Raw genomic sequence first — 18,748 nt, forward strand, 5'->3', positions numbered from 1 at the left:
TGGATGATTAGCCGATTTCTTGCTTAAAAAAGCGGTAGTTTGATCTATTTTTAGTCACTTGATTTAAAGTAGTAAAAAAACTATTTACAATAGAATAAGAACTCCGTATTATTCGCCCTGTTCCGCGGAGAGATGGCTGAGTGGTCGAAAGCACCGGTCTTGAAAACCGGCAAGGGTTTGTAGCCCTTCTAGGGTTCAAATCCCTATCTCTCCGCCACATTTAAAAAAGCCACTGATTTATCAGTGGCTTTTTTGCGTTTTATCGGAATGACTGTGAACTCATCTAAAAAGTAATCTTTTAGCCAAGTATACTTGTTAGAATGATCTTTTATTTATTGAGTCTCTTTGATTAATCCCTGCCGCTATCTCTGTTATATCACTGGTATATCCTTCATATTTGAAACTGTTAGATTGTTGGTCATATCCGTTGACCTCATCCATATTTACTTTTATTACTTTTATTACTTGATGTTGCTCGGCTGTTGGCTGTGTTTGTTTGCAACTCTAATTATTTTAGGTCTGGAACTTTAAAACTTAATTTAAACTCATCTTATGGTTATTTTTAATGACTCTATATGGAATCAGATCTGAGGTATATTTTAATCAATGCGAGGAAGTAGTAAATAGATATAATAACCATATTTTAATTGTTGATATCGGCTGGTTTATTTGATGCTTTTAATAAAAAGTAGACATAAAAATAAAATATACGAATTTTTTAATTTTTATTTTTCATCGTGTACTTAAAATGTTTTTTTTGAAATTTATCTATATTTTTCAATTTGATAATGGAAAGCTGGGTTAATCTAATTTGTTGTTTTTTATTGTTATTTTCATTTTTGTTGTGTGGCTTTTTTGTGTTTTTTATTTTTAATATTTTATTGCGGATATACTATTTCCAATGTTGTGTAAATCACAATGAAATTTACTATTCATATTTAATAGCATCATTGCTTGTTGTTAAGTTTAATTTTTTTGTTAGTATATCCCCGCATGATTTTATGCGGAACCTAAACGGAGGTATGTTCTGTTGTTACTTTGGTGGCTATTTTTAGATGCTGAAAACAACCTAATTTAATATACATGAGTAATCAAAATAAAAAATACAGTATAGAAACGACTGACTATGAAGTTGGTCAAGATAATATCCAAAAATGGGGTTTTGATATACATAATCCAGTATTTGGAACCAGTGCGATTTTAATTATACTTACTTTAGCCAGCCTATTATATGTTGGACCTGAAATTGCTTTAACTTCCCTGAATGCAGTCAAAAATAGCATCATAGAACAATTTGATTCGTTCTTTATGTGGTCAACCAACTTATTTCTTCTTTTTGCATTTCTTCTTATTCTTTCACCATTAGGTAAAATTCGTATTGGTGGTAAAAATGCGAATGCTGAGCACAGCCGCTTATCTTGGTTAGCGATGCTTTTTGCTGCTGGTATGGGGATTGGACTCTTATTCTGGGGTGTTGCAGAACCTGTTGCATACTTTACGGATTGGTGGGGAACACCATTAAACGTCCAAGCTTATAGTGAAGAGGCTAAATCACTTGCATTAGGCGCGACTATTTTCCATTGGGGGCTACATGGTTGGAGTATTTATGCCATCGTTGCCTTATCACTCGCATTCTTTGCTTATAACAAAGGTCTACCTCTCTCTATTCGTTCTACCTTTTACCCTATATTTGGTGATCGATCTTGGGGATGGTTAGGTCATGTTATTGATATTTTGGCTGTATTATCTACGTTGTTTGGTTTAGCGACATCTCTTGGTTTAGGGGCTCAACAGGCAACGAGCGGCTTGAACCATGTCTTCGGTTTAGAAGGTGGCATTGGTTTACAACTAGTGATTATTGCCATTGTCACTATTATTGCTTCAATTTCTGTAATTAGAGGGATTAATGGTGGTGTTAAACTATTAAGTAATATTAATATGGTTGCCGCTTTTGGATTATTAGTTTTCATTACGATAGTTGGCTGGCGTACCGTATTACCGTCTATTTGGGAAACGTTAACCAGTTATGCAGCTAACTTCATCACACTAAGTAGTCCTAATGGACGTGAAGATATCAGTTGGATGCATGGCTGGACTGTATTCTATTGGGCTTGGTGGATATCATGGTCACCATTTGTTGGGATGTTTATTGCGCGTATCTCTAAAGGTCGTACAGTCCGTGAATTCTTAATTGCCGTTGTTTTAATTCCAACGTCTGTAACGTTGATATGGATGTCCATTTTTGGTGGTATTGCTATTGATCAAGTCGTGAATAAAATAGGTCTGCTTGGTGCTAATGGATTAACGGATATCTCTTTGACGCTCTTTTATGTCTTTGATGCATTACCGTTTAGCTCGGTGCTTTCTGTTCTTTCAATTGCTTTAATTCTTGTGTTCTTTGTTACTTCAGCAGACTCTGGTGCTTTAGTTATTGATAGTATTACAGCGGGCGGTAAGGTCGATTCACCTGCGCCACAACGCGTTTTTTGGACGTGTATTGGTGGTGCGATAGCGGCTGTTATGCTCTGGGTTGGTGGTAAAGATGCACTTCAAGCATTGCAATCTGGGGTTGTGGCAACAGCACTTCCTTTTGCCTTTGTGTTATTAATGATGTGTGTCAGTTTAACCAAAGGGCTGTTATCTGAAATGCCTGAATATAAAAGATCAGCATTGAAAATGAATCGTTAAGTCATTTTTCAATCACAGTAAAAATAAAAGCCTGATTCACCTCTAGATATTTAGAGAGTGACCAGGCTTTTTTCGATGAGATAACGTTATTTTTTATTAACAAGTAACGCTAAAAGAACCAACTGCGATTATCTTCTAATTCTTCACGACATTGCTTTAATTGCCAGCCATAGGTTTTAGCTTGTTTTTCTACTTTGCGAGAAATCCGAATTAGCGTTGGTTTGCCTTTATAACTGCCACGTTTATAGCCGCCGCGACCTTCATGATAAGCTAGATATTGGTTGTAAGGATCCCATAATGAAACACCTAATTGGCGACGAGTTTCATGAGTGTACCAACCAACAAACATCATAGCGTCATCAAAACTAGTCCTCGATCCACCCTGGTCAGTCGCTTTTTGAAAGTCTTCCCAAGCAGGATCTTGAGCTTGAGCGTAACCATAAGCGCTGCTGACTCTTCCCCAAGGAATAAAGCCTAATACATAATCTTTAGGTGGTCGGGCATCATGGCGATAGCTGCTCTCTTGTTTTATAATGGCCATCGCAACATTAATTGGCGTACCCCATTCATCTTCCATATCTGTAGCATCATCATACCAACCTGATTTTTCACGGAAGATCTCACAGATATCCTCTTGATTTTTAGGTGGAGCAGTGGAGCAGCCTGCGAGTAAAACAATACTCAACCCAATGGTTAACAATTTAATATTCAATCCTTGCCCTTACTGTTGGTTAACGATACTTCAGTGACATTAACAACGATATTATATCTAGCCTATTGATAATATAAACTAAAAAAAATTTAAATCGTAATTTGGCTTATTTACGTTTTAATTCAACAAAAAACCGGTTCAACTTAACAATTTTGTAACAATTACTTTTACATTAAATGAAAATGAATTTAGCTTAGTTCATATATATTAAAATCCACTCAAATTTTATAGCAGGGAAAACATGGATATAGTTACTCAGCAATGGATTGATGAATTAAAGAAATTTGATGTACCAACCGTCTGTAATGCATTAGAAGCCTTAACGGGGGATCGGCTGGGTGGTTTTATGAAGCCTGGGATGCTGCCGAGAACAGGAGGTGTTTATCAAGTGCCAATGGTTGGTTACGCAGCGACCGCAAAAGTCAGTGCTCAATTAGCAGGAAAAGGCGACAAGATTGCTCCATTAATGGACTATTATCATCATGTCCGTGAAATGAGTAAGCCAACGATTGCTGTCATTCAGGATATCGACCCAGAACCCATTGGATCATTTTGGGGGGAAGTTCAAGCCACGGTTCATAAATCTCTAGGTTCTGTTGGAACATTAACAGAAGGTGGGGTTCGAGATATTAAAGAGTGTGCTAATTTAGGCTTTTCAATGTACTCAAAATACGTGATGTCGAGTCATGCTTATATTCATGTAGAGACTTCTAATTGTCCTGTCTTGGTTGGTGGATTAGTTGTTAACCCTCGTGATTTATTGTTTTGCGATCATCATGGCGTGGTTGTTATTCCACCTCAATTTCTCTCCGTGATCCATTTGGCTTGTGAGCGGATAATCGCGGCAGAAATGCCTGTTTTAACACCATGTCGGCAAGCGATAGAAGATCAACGAATGCCAACGGTTGATGAGCTAAAAGAGTGGCGTTTAGCAATGGAAGAAGCGCGAAAAGAGGTAACGAAGTTGGTCGAGTCGAATGATCGTCTTTGTTGAGTTAATTAGAAGGTAAAGCTGTTGGGGATTGGTTTTGATGCTGACTATTGGTGTGTAGATCCCCATTTTGTTAACATTGCTCGCAAATCCTCAATATTGTAGGGTTTAGTCAAAATATCATCCATCCCTGATTCTATACATTGCTCCCGTTCTGGTAATGTTGTTCCCGCTGTCAGTGCAATAATCGGCTTGCTAAAATCTTGTGACCTCAAGGTAGATGTCGCCTCGAATCCATCCATTTCTGGCATTCGGCAATCCATTAAAATCAGATCATAGGTGTTATTTTCGCAATAAGATATTGCTTCTACTCCATTGATGGCTAAGTCTGGTGTGATACCTAATTTACCTAACATACGTTTGATGACGATTTGGTTCATTTTTACATCCTCTACAACAAGGAGTGAGAGATGCTCAAAAGTGATTGGCTGAAGGGGATTGGCGATCTGTAAATCCGTCTCTTCAAGTACTCCTTTTTTAATCGGAATTGAACCAAAGAATTCGCTACCTTGATCAACCTTGCTGGTTAATGAAATCTCTCCCTCCATTAATTGAACTAATTGCAGACAGATAGCCAGTCCAAGTCCTGTCCCTTCATAGTTTCGGGAGCTAGAACGATCGACTTGAGTAAAGGGTCGAAAAAGTTTCGTTTGTGCCTCTTTACTGATTCCAATGCCGGTATCTTTGACGGCAAAGTTAAGTCTTTCACTTTCCCAGCTTAGACTTATGGTGACTGAACCTTTATCAGTGAACTTAACCGCATTGCCGATTAAGTTGACCATAATTTGAGTTAAACGTTCAAGGTCTCCCTGTAAAATCATCGCTTGTGGACAATGATTAATAATAATGAGCTGAATGCCTTTCTCTTTTGCTTTAGATTGAAAAATACTGTCGATAGTTTGAAGTAGGGCGTTAAGTTTGAAGTTACCCATAATCAACTCAAAGACACCAGAGTTAATCTTACTGTAATCAAGGAGATCATTGATAATGGCACGTAATAATTCCCCTGATTGGGATATATTATTAAGTAGAAGCTGTTGTTCTGAGTTGAGAGGTGACTCTTTGAGTAATTCGGAACTGCCTAACAAACCGTTGAGTGGCGTTCTTAACTCATGGTTTATCATCGCTAAGAAATCTCGAGTTGAACGTTCAGATTTTTCTGCCATCTTACGCGATTCAATATTGCGATAAATAACGTGTTGCCGATTCAGTGCTGAAGATAATATATCACTGACTAATTTTAGTGATCCTTCTACAAATTCGGCTTCGATAAACTCTGTAGAGACTTCGACCGTCAACGTTCCAATTTGTTCGTCATTAATTATTAAAGGAAGAAATAACTCACCATCTTGCCATTGTGGATTCAGTTGTGAAATAGAAGGGGTATGAAACTTTTCACCGCCATAAAAGCGGTGATGTAGTTCTAATCCTAGGTTGGGATTAACCGTTAATTTGGCACCTGTAATGAGCCTATTTTCTTGTAAACGAGATATAAAGCGAGTTAATAAGTGATCATCAATATTGGTATTTAGGAAGACACGACCAAAATAGATCAATAACTTATCAATATTCTGCTGAAAGTCGAGTTTAATTAAATTTTCAGCCGATGATTTCTCTAACTGTTGAATGGCTAATTCGAGTTGCTTATTACTATCGAAAAGCTCGCGACTTTTTTGTTCTAGTAGTTGCTCTGCTTGCTTACGAGCACCCGACTCACGTGCGATTTTTCGCATCAAGGCTTTGGGTGACGGCGTATTGTCAATTTCACTCATAATTTTAGCCATTTAGATCGGGCTCAAACTAGCTCAATCAGTTAGTTAATCAAGGTGATAGTAAATTGTACTTGGCTGCCATCTTGAGTGACGGGGTCCAATTGAACGTCAACCTTTTGGTTAAAATGTTTAGCACACCCTTTTATTAAGCCTAAACAGACATGGGACATACAGCGAGCGCTGGCATACTCCATCACTAATTGTGTTTCATTTTCTGAGATAAACTTAAAACAAGGAGGCTTTGCATCAGGATAGAGTTTTTTGACTTCAACATGAATATACTCTTCAACATGACGAATAAACTGGAAGCAAGAGTCACTCTCTCTTAACTGAATATCGGGCAGCACTGTATTTAACAAATTTAAAAAAACGGCTTCACCAAATACCTCTTGAAGCTGTTCAGGAGATATGTTGGTCGTTTTACTTAAATGGATAATTAATTTAACCAGATCACGATGATCATAACTCCCTACGGATGTATAGATCCCTTCATCTTTGGCGTCGTCTAAGACTTTATCTAAAATATCGAGCCCAAATGTCTGCTCTACGAGATCCATAAACTCAGTAAAAATTATACCTTTCATATATATCCCTTATTACATGACTAAACTTGTTAAACCAGTAAAAGCAAAGGTGGATCAGTATGCATATCTCTTTCATAAAAATAGGCAATAATAGAAGGAAACTCAAGATTTAAGATAAACTCTTATGTTACGCTCTTATTATCTATTTGTTATCGATGATAATTGAATTGAAAGGAGTAAGAAGATGAGTCAAATTAAACTTTATTATGTCTATGATCCAATGTGTGCTTGGTGTTGGGGGTTTAAACCAACGTGGCAGAAAATCAAAGCACAACTACCGAAGCAGTGTGACGTTATTTATGTACTGGGAGGATTAGCGCCAGATTCAGATCAACCAATGCCAATCCAGCAACGACAAGCGATAGAAAGTTATTGGTATACCATAACAGAAAAACTGGGGACAGAGTTTAATCATCAATTTTGGCAATTAAACACTCCTCGCCGTTCAACTTATCCTTCTTGTCGTGCGGTTTTGGCTGCTAGGAAACAAGATAGAGAATTGCAGATGTATGCGGCTATTCAAGAAGCCTATTATTTACAAGCAAAAAACCCGAGTGATGATGAAATATTGATTGCAGCCGCGGCTTCGATAGCGTTAGATATTGAGTGTTTTAAACTGGATTATTACTCAGAAACATTGAATCAAGAGTTTGGTGATGAACTGAAATTTGCTCGTTCTATTGGTGGTAATTCCTTCCCATCATTAATTGTTGACTTTAACGGTCAGTTTTTATCGTTACCTCTTGATTATATCAACTCAAAATCAACAATAGATAAAATAAAACAACTAATATAAAACGTGTTTTAGCGGTTGTTATTTAAGCTATCACTTTCCCCTTTTTTATATATGGTTAATTGATTTGTTGTATCTGAAAAAAGGGGGCTAGAAACCTTAAAATTTGTCACATTGAATATATCATAATCTGAATTTCCTCTCTGATATCTGACTAGAATTCCCGTTAAATTACACAGAGAAAATTTCGTGCTTTAACATATTTAAACAACTTTTTTATTTTAATATTATCTAATTTTATTATTAATTTTATCTCGCCTAGATTTTATGATTTATTTGTTATTAATCAACTGTTTAAGTGGTATATTTTTTGGTTGTTATATATTGAGATTTCAGGGTTAATATATTTGTATAAAGTTAAGTTTTTTAGTATGAAATAATGTTTTATTATTTCTTGATGAATTTAGGCTAAGAATTTAAATTAGCAGTTTAATTCTGATTATGTTAGATTATGAACGTGGAGATTGGGTGAGAAGCCAAGATTTTTCTTATAAAAGAAATTTTTTTATCATATTTTTTGTATGATATGAGCCGCCTAATTGAATATTAATTGACTATGGAGTTGGTCTTTATATTCGTAAAATCGAATATGTTTGCCTCTAGTTTATGAGTTTTAAATCAAAAAAATATAGTATTGAATCTACAGATTATCAAGTTGGTCAAGATAACATCAACAAATGGGGCTTAGACGTCCACAACACAGTTTTTACTGCTTCTGCAGGCTTATCCATTCTTTTTATTGTTACCCTCTTAGTATTAAATCCCGCAGATGCCAAAGCGGCCATTGACTCAGTTAAAGGCGCCGTACTTTCAAATTTTGACTTCTTATTTATGTGGGGAGCCAACTTATTTTTACTTTTTGCTGTCGGTTTAGCATTTTCACCTCTAGGTAAAATTCGCCTTGGTGGTGATGAAGCAAAAACAGAATATTCAACCATGTCATGGATTACGATGCTGTTTGCAGCAGGTATGGGTATTGGACTGATTTTCTGGGGGGTTGCAGAACCAACTGCTTTCTTTACTAACTGGTTTGGTACGCCTCTAAATGCAGAAGCTTACACGGAAGCTGGGCGTGAAGCCGCATTGGGTGCGACTGTTTTCCACTGGGGATTACATGCTTGGGCTATTTATGGCATGGCAGCACTTTGTTTAGCATATTTTGTTTATAACAAAGGTCTTCCTCTTTCTATGCGTTCGGTTTTCTTCCCAATTCTAGGTGATCGTGTTTGGGGTAGAACCGGTGATGTTATCGATGTGATGACAGTACTTGTTACCTTATTTGGTCTTGCAACATCATTAGGCTTAGGTGGTACTCAGGCTGCAAGTGGTATCAGTTATGTCTTCGGTTTCGAAAATAATTTATTCCTTCAGCAATTAGTTATTGTACTGATCATGGGGCTGGCGATTATTTCGGTATTACGTGGTATGGATGGCGGTGTTAAGTTCTTAAGTAACTTGAACATGGTTATCGCATTTGTATTCTTAGGCTTTATTGCTGTGTTGAACTTTACTACGGTTCTTGATTCAGTTGCGACAGCTGTTGTGGGATATGTGAAAAATATCATCCCATTGAGTCAAACCAGTGGTCGTGAAGATACGACTTGGTTACATGGCTGGACTGTATTCTACTGGGCTTGGTGGGTAGCATATGCACCGTTCTTTGGTATGTTTGTAGCGCGTATTTCAAAAGGGCGTACCGTTCGTGAGTTCCTTGTTTGTGTCATGATTATTCCAACATTAGTAACAACGGCTTGGATGTCTATTTTTGGTGGTGTTGCAATTGAGCAAGTTATCGACAAAATGGGCCAGTTAGGCATCGATCAAGGTATTACTGATGTGTCATTGAGCTTATTCTATATGTTAGATGCTTATCCAATGGGTAATATTCTTTCGCTAATTGCTATTACATTGATTATTGTGTTCTTTGTCACAACATTAGATTCAGGTTCAATTGTTATTGATAGCATGACGGCGGGTGGAAAATTAGAAGTACCGGTTGCACAGAAAGTGGTTTGGGCGATTATCTCTGGCCTGATTGCAATGGTGATGTTGTGGATTGGTGGTACACAATCAATTCAGGCGTTACAGTCAATTACCATTATTGCCGCACTACCATTTACCATTATTCTTTTAATTGGTTGTGTGAGTTTAGTGAAAGGTATGCTAACGGAGCGAGAAAAAGCACCAGTGACCAATAAGTTAGCGTAATCGGCGATATGACACTCAATATACGAGTGTAAATTACTTAAAAAATCAAGACTAAGCTCGATAGAAAATTTATCTATCGGGCTTTTTTTATGGTTAAAAATTGAGACTAAATAGGTATAAATTATACAAAACAGTAGGTTAAGTAAGACTTAACTAACCAATAAAAATGCAATATTAATTTACATTGCAGTGAAAAATTAGGTTTATAAATGAAACATATAAATAACACGAATATACCCATATAGTAGTATCTATCTTTTGGGGGCAGCAATAATTATTAATTTTGAAATTATTACTGCCAACGTTTATTTACATTTTTGAGTAACAAATAATGAAATTTTTCCAGCAAACTGATCCATCAAGAAGACACTATCTAATAGCAGCATTTATTGGTTTAATTAGTGGTATCGTTTCTGCTTTTGTAAAATGGGGAGCAGAAAATCCATTAGCACCACGTAGTCCATTTGATATGTGGAATGCGGGTTGTATCCCTGAAAAGTTAATTCGTGCGGCTGATCAGATTGATTGTTCAAGAAACTTTTTAAATCCTCCGTACGTTTTCTTACGAGATTGGTTACATGTTGCGGATCCAAATGCAGCTGTTTATACTTTTGCTGGTCACGTATTTAACTGGGTTGGCGTTACGCATATTACCTTCTCTATTGTATTTGGTATTGGTTACTGTCTCGTTGTTGAAGTCTTCCCTAAATTTAAGTTATGGCAGGGTTTACTTGCTGGTGCATTAGCTCAATTCTTTGTACATATGGTCTCTTTCCCATTAATGCACTTAACACCACCGCTAACAGATTTACCTACTTATGAGTGGATTTCTGAAATTGTTGGTCACCTAATTTGGTTCTGGTCGATTGAAATTATCCGTCGTGATCTACGTAACCGTATGACACATGAACCTGATGCGGAAATTCCTTTAGATACTAAGTTTCGTTAATTGAAACTGTAAGTTTGAAGCGGTAAATTTGAAGTGATAATAAAACCACCAATATCCTCTTAATTTAAAGAGTGGTCATATTGGTGGTTTTTTGTTTATACCTAAAATAATTGGCGTTGCTAGTAGACGGCAAGTGAATGAGTCCCCATGAGTATAGGTATACTCTATGATTGAGGTGAATGAGCGACGCCAACAACCTAGCGACTTCAAGTATGGAGGGTATATATGATTTAAGTTTAGAGGAGATAAACCTGTAATAAAAAGAATTGAGGATATACTTGTTAAAGGAAAAATAATACGTATTAAAAATCCAAATGAAAAGTATCACTATCTCAAAACTCAACTACCTCTCTTTTAATCACTATCGATTGATTCATAGTCTGCATGTTATTCTTGCCTTTTTAGTGACATATATAGTATTGATGATTTTTAAGAGTCATTTGGATATGGCAAAAACAGGCTGGATTTTAGCTACCTTATTGGCGATATTACTTCCGACGTCATATTTGGGTAATATTCTTCTTAAAACTTCAAATTTAATTATTGGAACATTAAGTGGATTAGCCTCTTGCGCTATCGCCCTTTATCTCTCCACACTTTCATCTACGTTAATGATAGTTTGGTTTGTTATCATTATTTTTATCTGTGCTTATCTCTCTGTTGGTAAATATTCCCAAATTGGTGTTATATGCGGGATTACTTCTGTTTTTGTTATTGGTTCTCAGGGACATCAAGGTTTTGCGATTGGCGTATGGCGAGGAGTAGATATTTTAATTGGGAGTATATTAGCACTTATTTTTTGTCAGATTATTCCGCAAAATGCGTTTATTCATTGGCGAATTCGCATTATTCATATTTTACAAGAGTATCAAAAACAGTATCATTTATTTGCAGACAGTAGCATTCAATCTTCTACAGATCGTCAAAAATTAATGAAATATTTGACTAAAATTCAAGAGCTTAATTCAGCGGTAGTAAAAGAGACAAAAATAAAGCCTGATTTCATTGATGGAATTCAACTTAGTTTAAAAAATATTCTTCATATATTAGAACTCATGCCTCAATTGAATAAGCAACAGGAAAGGCTGCCTAGTCATTTATACGATACTTTAGTCGGATACCAACAACAAATAGTTGTTGAGTTTAGCCAGTTAATTAAGCTATTAACAACCGGAACAAGTGAGAATCAGATGGATAAGCAGAGATTTTCTTTGTTGATTGTTGAATTAAATGAGATAAGCCATATCCATAAAACAGATCTCACCTTGTCGTCGCAAAGTTATCTGTGGTTAAACATTCAACTTGTTGATGAATTTAGAAAAATGGATGCTCATATTTCAGCGGTATTAAAACAACATCAATTAATTTAAAAGTAGATTTACTCTTTCTTAATAGGAATTGCTAGCTTAACTTACTCGCAACCTTCATTACTTTAGGTATATTCCTCATACTTGAAGTCGCTAGGTTGTTGACTGTACTCGTTCGCCAACTAGCCACGCCAATTATTTTAGGTATCGTCCAATCAAGACTCATTAACTTGATTAATCGAGTCCATTGTCTGTAATTGTTTTTTGAATATCAAAGGTAAAAAGAACAATACCAGCAGACGCATTACATGATTGATTGCAACAAAGGCGGCTTCTAAATTCAATAATAGCGCAACAGCAACCATTGCCTCAACACTGCCTGGTAACCAAGCTAATAGAAGAACCTTCCAATCTAATCCAGTTAACGATGAAAAAAGTAAAGCAAATATCACTGAAACTAAAACAGCAAGTAAAGTAATAATTATGCCTGATTTTGAGTATTTGATTGCATTTTTTAGCGTTGTATCCGCTAATCTTACCCCAATAATAAGGCCTAAAATTGCAGTGATGATCAACATAAACTCTGGGGGTAAAATCATATCGTTAATTGAGAAAATATGAAGGTAAAGAATAGTGGTGATTAAACTAGATAAAATATAAGAAGCAGGAATTTTTATACGTTTTAATAAGTTACCACCCAATAGGCTTACTATTAAGATACAAATTAAATCAATAATATATTGCGACTGAAAGTGAGTGACGATATTTGTTGGGGGCGACGCTTGCGCGATAAACCCAGCTAAACAGACTAAAATCAATAATCTAACCGAATGGGAGAAAATAATTTTTTCAGCGGGCGCTCCTCGCTCCTCAACAACGGAAATTATTGCGCCTAATGCCCCTGGAATTGAACCTAACAAAGAATCAAAAGGGTTCCATTTCTCTATTCTACTTAGCCAAAAGTAATTCACGGTGATTTGGCTGATGATACAAAGTAGTAACCCGACAATAATAATTGGTGAAAATGCCGTTAATAATGTCGATATATCGACGGTAATGCCAATGCTAAGCCCAAGGAAGAGTTGAATAATAGTGATGAATGGTTTGGGCAGTGTGATTTGTTTATTCGATACCTTTAAATAAGTAATAACAGCAAGGGCAGCACCAAATAGGTGGGCAAGAGGTAACGTTGTTAAGAGACCTAGATACGCACCAAACATTGCAATGGTAATTGTTGTTATTAAAAACAGCATGAATATTTAATCCTTTAAATATGGGAGATTGTATATTACCACGGTAGGCATTATTTTGAGGATTTACCTAGGTATAAATGAGAAAAAAGTTTTCCACAATTTCAGTGGAAAATGTAGAAAACCTATTTATTTACAGTCGACTAGCAAAGTCAATGGGAATTTTTTATCTTAGGTTTTAAAATAGACTGCGACACCCGTTTTTACGAAAGCATCGCGGATTATAGCGGTGTCATTAAGCTGATTTTTTACAGAAATTGAATGAAACTGGTTCTTCATTTTCTACATTGAAACAGAGTTTAGTTACTTCATCCTGAGTTTCAATATGAGAAAACTCGACTTCTTTTGATTGATAGTGATGGGCTATCACTTCCTTTAGTTCGATGATTAAATTTTCAAAATCAATGTCTTGAGTCTTTTTATTTGTTATTTTATTAAACATGTCATTTCCTAATTATATGAACTAAATTGAGAAAATTTGAATATTAAAATAACTATGCGCATATTTGCAATAGAAATATCTTGATAGAGATTCATTGGAACATTAAATTGTAATTACTTTAATCTGGCTCAATATCTTGTTGTTTTATAAAAAATAAAATGTCACTGCCTCTTTAATTTTTAGTTGCGACTCTATTTTATTTAAGCTGACTTTGCCATAATTAATCGATAAAAATCACAATGAAGGTTTATCGATGGAATCGCCAATCACCCTTGATGCATTAAGAGTTTTAGATGCCATTGAGAAAAAGAAAAGTTTTGCTGCAGCGGCAGATGCACTCTTTCGTGTCCCGTCAGCTATCTCTTATACGGTTAATAAGTTGGAAGATGATCTTGGTGTTAAATTGTTTGATCGAACCAAACGAAAAGCAGAATTAACCGATGTTGGAAAAATGGTATTAGAACAGGGAAGACTGATTTTAATTGCCACAGAAGAACTTACAAATAGAGCGAAACAGTCAGCCGATGGGTGGGAGCTGGAGTTGAGTATTGCGATTGATTCGGTGCTCAGAAGCGAACCCATATATCGACTCATTTCTGAATTCCGCGCTGCATATCCTTGGGTAGATATTAAAGTACTCGAAGAATCTTTTGGTGGAACATGGGATGCACTTGCAAGTCATCGTTGCGATTTAGTACTTGGTGCAACAGGGGATACTCGCGATAAAAATTTTGAAAGTTATAAGCTTGGAAATGTTCATTTTCTTTTTACCGTGGCAAAATCCCATCCTCTTTGTTTAGAACAACAACCACTGTCACTTCAGAGTATTAAACAATACCCCTCTATTGTTGTTGCCGATAGTTCAAGAGTTTTAAAGTTAAGTTCAGTGGGCTTACTAGATGGACAGCCTCGTATTACCGTCCCCAATATTGAGACTAAAATAGCACTACAAGCTAAAGGAATGGGTGTGGGTTACTTGCCGATGCATCGTATATCAGATGAATTAGTATCGGGTGAGTTAGTCACATTATTGGTTGAAAAAGGAGAAGCAAGAGAAAGCGAGCTCTACGCTATTTGGAATAAAAAGAATAAAGGAAAGGCACTCGCTTGGTTTATAAATAAACTTAAGACGGCCAATTGTCAGGAATTACTTATTCAATCAGTTGGCTGATTCAAAGGCTAATTAATTCAGCCTATACCCTTCATAGTTGAAGTTGCTAGGCTAGGTTTATAACAAAAATGGCTGCACTTGCTCGGCCCAATCATATAGTACACCTATACTCATGGGGCCTCATTCACTTGCCGCCAACTAGCAACGCCAATTATTTTAGGTATCACTGATATCGCAGATAGACTGAGAATATAAAAGATTAATCACTCATTTTTTCTCGGTTATGTGGAATAGACCAATCTTGTTGATGTCCAGCGGGGACAATACCATAAGGATTAATCGCTAAATGACTGGCATAATAATGACGTTTAATGTGTGCCATGTTGACGGTTTTGGCAATATTGGGCATTTGATATAGCTCAATCATGTAGTGGTAAATATTATCAAACTCTTTTAATAGCTTTAAATTACATTTGAAATGAGTATGGTAAACCGAATCGAATCGTATCAAGGTTGTCCATAATCGCCAATCTGCTTCCGTTAATGTAGATCCAACCAAATAGCGTTGTGTACCCAGTAATTGATCAAGATATTCTAAGCTTTCAAAAAGCGGAGTGACATTTTTATCATAAGCTTCTTGGCTTGTCGCAAACCCTGATTTATAAACACCGTTATTCACCGTATGGTAAACGAGTTCATTAATTTTATCGATTTCAGGTTGTAACTCTTCCGGGTAATAGTCATCCATATTGCCCGTTAAATCATTAAATGCGGAGTTGAACATTCTAATGATTTCTGACGATTCATTATTGACCGCAACTTGTAATTTCTTATCCCAAAGCAGAGGAACACTGACTACACCGTTATAGTCAGGCACATTTTGACGGTAACGCTCAGAAAGAAATTGACCATGAAATAGTGTATCGCCAGTGGTTTCAAATTCAGCCTCAGATTCTATATTATGCGTAAAACTCCAACCATTACCATGCATATCAGGGTGAACAACACTGACAGTAATTAGTGCTTCAAGTCCTTTTAATTGACGAAAAATTAATGCACGATGAGCCCAAGGGCAAGCCAAAGAAACATAGAGATGATATCGGTCTGCTTCTGCTTTAAATCCGGCGTCACCCGTGGGTCCAGCACTGCCATCATCGGTTATCCAATGGCGAAATTGAGACTCTTTTCGACGATATTCTCCTTCTTTTATACTGCTATTCCATGTGGATTTTAATTCAGTCATGCTGTGCTCCTTTTTTCTGGCTTACTGTTTCATTTCAATAATAATAAAGTGCGCGTGATGATCTTTAGCTTTAAAGGTTAAAGTGGTTGATTCCGTGATCTCGAAACTCTCTTTTTCATTGAGCTCGGAATAGCCGACAATAGAGTTCAGATGCAGAGACTTTTTGATAGCCTTGGGTCATATTGCCTCCGAGTTAATTCGCTCGTTGATTGATTAACTGATCAATGGATGCCTTTCCTGCACCACTAAATATTAATGAAGTTGAAGCAGCAAGAAGCGCTAAAGCAAACTCATAACCATTATTGGACATAAAGAATCCATTGGCTAAGTGAGTGGTAACAATGGCAACAAGCATCGTCATCGCAAGCCCAAATGCGGCAGGACGAGTGAGTAATCCAATAATCAATACTATGCCGCCAAAGAACTCAACACCACCGGCTAAGAGTGCCATTAAATATCCAGGTTCTAAACCGATAGATGCCATCCATTGCCCAGTAGCTTCAAGTCCATAACCACCAAACCAACCAAATAATTTTTGACTACCGTGCAACATAAAAGTGATACCAACGGGAATGCGTAAAACCAAGGGTGCAAGTGTGGAATTAGATGAAAAGATTTTGTTCATTATTGAGTTAGACATTATTGATCCTTAATAATTGATTTTCTGTTTGAAGCTGAAATATCGCTCAAATAGAGGTAATACATATGTTTGCTTTTTTGATAAGAGAAGTTTATTCCACGCTGACAATAAAAAATAACGATCAAATTTGTATCTTTAGTTCAAAAATTTTGATGATTATCTTTCTTTACCTTTAATAAAACAAAAAATATTTCGATAATTATGGAATTGTGTTCCATTTGAGCATAGACTATGAAGATAGAAGAGGATTTATTTTGAGATGAGTTCTATAAGTATTAATAAAGCGAGAAGAGAAGGTCTTATTATGATTCAACGTCCATTTATTTTAGTTCAAATTTTGCTAGTGGCATTTGTTCTTTCTAGAGTCACAGAAGGTGCATCATTTACTGTGGCAAATCCAAAGGCAACCACGATTGGGATTGCAGTGATTACTATTGTTCTTGTTGGGGTTGGTAATTTTATTTGGGATAAAATCAAAAAGAAAAAATAAGTTTGTTAACGGTATTTATTATTAATCTCGACTTCCTTTGTAGAAAATATTGATTTTAGTTATTGTGGCTGCTCTATAGATATTCGTTTAATAAGCAATACTCAATCAATGCTTATGCTTATGCTTATGCTTATGCTTATTGAGTAAATCGTCATTTGTAGTGATTTAAGAATTAGACAAGGAGTAAAATCAATGTTTCAAACAAGCGTGGATGATCAGATTGTACTATCACTGATTGATCATCAGTGTGCAAAACCTTTAAGCCAATTAGTGATTGAAAACTATGATCACCTTGTTGAATGGTTAGCTTGGCCACCATTTTGCCAAACAGAAGAGAGCTATCAAACGTTCATTTCTGAATCCCTATATCAATACGCTGACGGTAAAAGTTTAACTTGTGCGATTCGTTATGACGGTGAAATAGTTGGCATGATTAGCTTTAACTTAATCGATCATCAATTAAAGAAGGTTGAAATTGGTTATTGGCTAGCCGAGAAAGATCAAGGAAAAGGGATTATTTCACGTTGTTGTCAGTTTTTAATTGATTACGCCTTTACTGTCCTTGATATGGAAAAGGTTGAAATATCGGTGGCTGAAAATAACCAAGCGAGTCGAGCCGTGTGCGAACGACTAGGCTTCACATTAGAAGGGATATTAACTAATCATACCTGTGTTAATGGTATTATCCTTAATCACGCTATTTATGGTCTTTACCGAAAATAAAACGTTACCTACCTCTATCCTCTTCATACTTGAAGATGCTAAGCCTGTATACCTATGGCTTAGCTAGTTCACTCCAATCATATAGCATATAGATACTACTCTTAGGATGTTCATTTCTTTACTGCCGACGAACAACGCTAATGACTTTAGGTGTATTCATCTATAACTGCCAGCTTTAAGATAACGCTTCAATAATCATAGAAGCGTTAGACTACAAGCTTTGCTCAAAAAACGCTCATTTCGAAGCAAAAGAATAAAATCAGGATAGTTTTAATTTTAGTTAAACCACTTCTACTTTTTCTCTACGACTTAAACGATAAATCGTTGTCGCTAATATTGTCGCATTGATCATATCGTTAATCGCACCGCCATAAGATCCTAAAACAACAGCATTGATTAACCATAATAAAGTACAAATTAAAAAGGCGAATCTCATTGCAATCCCTTTACACATAAATAGGGCGTAACAGCTCACTGTTGAAGCCATTAAGGGGATTAAATCAGTAGGTGATTGATAAAAAAAGTAACTTAATGATGTTTGAATAATTAGAAATAACACAAACATCTTTGTTCCTGTAAATTTAATGGATACTAAAGATCGTACAGCATTGATAAATAGATTAATTCCTGCGACAAAACCACCAAGTAACGTAAAGTGAATTGAAAATAGTGTGCATGAACAAAAGAGGAAGATCCGCATTCGTTTGTCACTAATACAAGATGAGCCAATAAGGTTCACGATAAGGGCTAAAAAGCCTATAGCTTGGATCATTGTTTCTGACATATTATTCCTTCAATATAACTCTCTAACTAATGGATTAATGTTGCTAGTCAACAGCAATAAT

Annotated in this window: 17 protein-coding genes and 1 tRNA gene; 10 read left to right on the forward strand and 8 right to left on the reverse strand. The window is 36.1% G+C overall.

Translation table 11 applies throughout. From position 1 onward, the window contains the following. Nucleotides 1–126 precede the first annotated feature (126 nt). A tRNA-Ser gene (locus L0B53_RS11330) sits at nucleotides 127–217 on the forward strand. Nucleotides 218–1,083: 866 nt separating this feature from the next. Then, nucleotides 1,084–2,688: a BCCT family transporter gene (locus tag L0B53_RS11335; protein ID WP_235062132.1), complete on the forward strand. Its 1,605-nt coding sequence runs from the start codon at nucleotides 1,084–1,086 to the stop codon at nucleotides 2,686–2,688. 109 nt (nucleotides 2,689–2,797) lie between these two features. Here L0B53_RS11335 and L0B53_RS11340 read toward each other — a convergent pair whose 3' ends face one another. Beyond that, the gene (locus tag L0B53_RS11340; protein WP_235062133.1) at nucleotides 2,798–3,400 is read right to left on the reverse strand and encodes a hypothetical protein; all 603 of its coding nucleotides are present in this window, start codon (nucleotides 3,398–3,400) and stop codon (nucleotides 2,798–2,800) included. A 241-nt stretch (nucleotides 3,401–3,641) separates the two neighbouring features. On the opposite strand from L0B53_RS11340, the gene L0B53_RS11345 reads away from it, so the two are divergent. Further along, entirely contained in the window at nucleotides 3,642–4,394 is a 753-nt protein-coding gene (locus L0B53_RS11345; RefSeq protein WP_235062134.1) for an RraA family protein, read from the forward strand. Nucleotides 4,395–4,438: 44 nt separating this feature from the next. Here L0B53_RS11345 and L0B53_RS11350 read toward each other — a convergent pair whose 3' ends face one another. Next, nucleotides 4,439–6,163 (reverse strand): ATP-binding protein, encoded by a 1,725-nt coding sequence (locus L0B53_RS11350; RefSeq protein ID WP_235062135.1) that lies wholly within the window; start codon nucleotides 6,161–6,163, stop codon nucleotides 4,439–4,441. A gap of 41 nt (nucleotides 6,164–6,204) precedes the next feature. Then, nucleotides 6,205–6,747, reverse strand: coding sequence for a heme NO-binding domain-containing protein (locus tag L0B53_RS11355; protein ID WP_235062136.1), 543 nt, complete (start codon nucleotides 6,745–6,747; stop codon nucleotides 6,205–6,207). Nucleotides 6,748–6,931: 184 nt separating this feature from the next. Here L0B53_RS11355 and L0B53_RS11360 point away from each other — a divergent pair, with 184 nt between their 5' ends. The 4 genes from L0B53_RS11360 to L0B53_RS11375 all read left to right on the forward strand — a co-directional run bounded on the left by L0B53_RS11360 (nucleotide 6,932) and on the right by L0B53_RS11375 (nucleotide 12,067). After that, a complete protein-coding gene (locus tag L0B53_RS11360; protein WP_235062137.1) occupies nucleotides 6,932–7,543 on the forward strand; it encodes a DsbA family protein in 612 nt (203 codons plus the stop codon). A gap of 603 nt (nucleotides 7,544–8,146) precedes the next feature. Further along, nucleotides 8,147–9,748, forward strand: coding sequence for a BCCT family transporter (locus tag L0B53_RS11365; protein ID WP_235062138.1), 1,602 nt, complete (start codon nucleotides 8,147–8,149; stop codon nucleotides 9,746–9,748). A 331-nt stretch (nucleotides 9,749–10,079) separates the two neighbouring features. Further along, nucleotides 10,080–10,697, forward strand: a complete 618-nt coding sequence (locus L0B53_RS11370; RefSeq protein WP_235062139.1) for a DUF1440 domain-containing protein — start codon at nucleotides 10,080–10,082, stop codon at nucleotides 10,695–10,697. A 422-nt stretch (nucleotides 10,698–11,119) separates the two neighbouring features. Then, on the forward strand, nucleotides 11,120–12,067 hold the full coding sequence (locus L0B53_RS11375) for an FUSC family protein (protein WP_409202836.1): 948 nt from the start codon (nucleotides 11,120–11,122) through the stop codon (nucleotides 12,065–12,067). A 152-nt stretch (nucleotides 12,068–12,219) separates the two neighbouring features. Here the strand turns inward: L0B53_RS11375 and L0B53_RS11380 are convergent, their stop codons facing one another. Beyond that, entirely contained in the window at nucleotides 12,220–13,257 is a 1,038-nt protein-coding gene (locus L0B53_RS11380; protein ID WP_235062141.1) for an AbrB family transcriptional regulator, read from the reverse strand. A gap of 232 nt (nucleotides 13,258–13,489) precedes the next feature. After that, complete coding sequence (locus L0B53_RS11385) at nucleotides 13,490–13,696, reverse strand: hypothetical protein (RefSeq protein WP_235062142.1); 207 nt, start codon at nucleotides 13,694–13,696, stop codon at nucleotides 13,490–13,492. Between the two features lie 253 nt (nucleotides 13,697–13,949). Here L0B53_RS11385 and L0B53_RS11390 point away from each other — a divergent pair, with 253 nt between their 5' ends. Continuing rightward, complete coding sequence (locus tag L0B53_RS11390; RefSeq protein WP_235062143.1) at nucleotides 13,950–14,867, forward strand: LysR family transcriptional regulator; 918 nt, start codon at nucleotides 13,950–13,952, stop codon at nucleotides 14,865–14,867. A gap of 199 nt (nucleotides 14,868–15,066) precedes the next feature. On the opposite strand, the gene L0B53_RS11395 is transcribed toward L0B53_RS11390, so the two are convergent. Together L0B53_RS11395 and L0B53_RS11400 are read right to left on the reverse strand one after the other, a co-directional pair. Then, complete coding sequence (locus L0B53_RS11395; protein WP_235062144.1) at nucleotides 15,067–16,050, reverse strand: glutathione S-transferase family protein; 984 nt, start codon at nucleotides 16,048–16,050, stop codon at nucleotides 15,067–15,069. 193 nt (nucleotides 16,051–16,243) lie between these two features. After that, complete coding sequence (locus tag L0B53_RS11400; protein ID WP_235062145.1) at nucleotides 16,244–16,690, reverse strand: DoxX family protein; 447 nt, start codon at nucleotides 16,688–16,690, stop codon at nucleotides 16,244–16,246. Between the two features lie 259 nt (nucleotides 16,691–16,949). On the opposite strand from L0B53_RS11400, the gene L0B53_RS11405 reads away from it, so the two are divergent. Next, on the forward strand, nucleotides 16,950–17,180 hold the full coding sequence (locus L0B53_RS11405) for a hypothetical protein (protein ID WP_235062146.1): 231 nt from the start codon (nucleotides 16,950–16,952) through the stop codon (nucleotides 17,178–17,180). 192 nt (nucleotides 17,181–17,372) lie between these two features. After that, the gene (locus L0B53_RS11410) at nucleotides 17,373–17,903 is read left to right on the forward strand and encodes a GNAT family N-acetyltransferase (protein ID WP_235062147.1); all 531 of its coding nucleotides are present in this window, start codon (nucleotides 17,373–17,375) and stop codon (nucleotides 17,901–17,903) included. Between the two features lie 280 nt (nucleotides 17,904–18,183). Here the strand turns inward: L0B53_RS11410 and L0B53_RS11415 are convergent, their stop codons facing one another. Then, nucleotides 18,184–18,687, reverse strand: a complete 504-nt coding sequence (locus L0B53_RS11415) for a YgjV family protein (protein ID WP_235062148.1) — start codon at nucleotides 18,685–18,687, stop codon at nucleotides 18,184–18,186. Nucleotides 18,688–18,748 lie beyond the last annotated feature (61 nt).

Origin of the sequence: Vibrio sp. SS-MA-C1-2, from assembly GCF_021513135.1 — a bacterium.
Lineage (GTDB): Bacteria > Pseudomonadota > Gammaproteobacteria > Enterobacterales > Vibrionaceae.

What these genes read in the sequence shown, in the direction of transcription:
- L0B53_RS11355 (WP_235062136.1), bottom strand. Translation starts at nt 6,747, where the DNA reads ATGAAAGGTATAATTTTTACTGAGTTTATGGATCTCGTAGAGCAGACA.
- L0B53_RS11360 (WP_235062137.1), top strand. Translation starts at nt 6,932, where the DNA reads ATGAGTCAAATTAAACTTTATTATGTCTATGATCCAATGTGTGCTTGG.
- L0B53_RS11385 (WP_235062142.1), bottom strand. Translation starts at nt 13,696, where the DNA reads ATGTTTAATAAAATAACAAATAAAAAGACTCAAGACATTGATTTTGAA.
- L0B53_RS11365 (WP_235062138.1), top strand. Translation starts at nt 8,147, where the DNA reads ATGAGTTTTAAATCAAAAAAATATAGTATTGAATCTACAGATTATCAA.
- L0B53_RS11405 (WP_235062146.1), top strand. Translation starts at nt 16,950, where the DNA reads ATGAGTTCTATAAGTATTAATAAAGCGAGAAGAGAAGGTCTTATTATG.
- L0B53_RS11415 (WP_235062148.1), bottom strand. Translation starts at nt 18,687, where the DNA reads ATGTCAGAAACAATGATCCAAGCTATAGGCTTTTTAGCCCTTATCGTG.
- L0B53_RS11375 (WP_409202836.1), top strand. Translation starts at nt 11,120, where the DNA reads ATGATTTTTAAGAGTCATTTGGATATGGCAAAAACAGGCTGGATTTTA.
- L0B53_RS11400 (WP_235062145.1), bottom strand. Translation starts at nt 16,690, where the DNA reads ATGTCTAACTCAATAATGAACAAAATCTTTTCATCTAATTCCACACTT.
- L0B53_RS11335 (WP_235062132.1), top strand. Translation starts at nt 1,084, where the DNA reads ATGAGTAATCAAAATAAAAAATACAGTATAGAAACGACTGACTATGAA.
- L0B53_RS11395 (WP_235062144.1), bottom strand. Translation starts at nt 16,050, where the DNA reads ATGACTGAATTAAAATCCACATGGAATAGCAGTATAAAAGAAGGAGAA.
- L0B53_RS11390 (WP_235062143.1), top strand. Translation starts at nt 13,950, where the DNA reads ATGGAATCGCCAATCACCCTTGATGCATTAAGAGTTTTAGATGCCATT.
- L0B53_RS11345 (WP_235062134.1), top strand. Translation starts at nt 3,642, where the DNA reads ATGGATATAGTTACTCAGCAATGGATTGATGAATTAAAGAAATTTGAT.
- L0B53_RS11380 (WP_235062141.1), bottom strand. Translation starts at nt 13,257, where the DNA reads ATGCTGTTTTTAATAACAACAATTACCATTGCAATGTTTGGTGCGTAT.
- L0B53_RS11350 (WP_235062135.1), bottom strand. Translation starts at nt 6,163, where the DNA reads ATGAGTGAAATTGACAATACGCCGTCACCCAAAGCCTTGATGCGAAAA.
- L0B53_RS11370 (WP_235062139.1), top strand. Translation starts at nt 10,080, where the DNA reads ATGAAATTTTTCCAGCAAACTGATCCATCAAGAAGACACTATCTAATA.
- L0B53_RS11410 (WP_235062147.1), top strand. Translation starts at nt 17,373, where the DNA reads ATGTTTCAAACAAGCGTGGATGATCAGATTGTACTATCACTGATTGAT.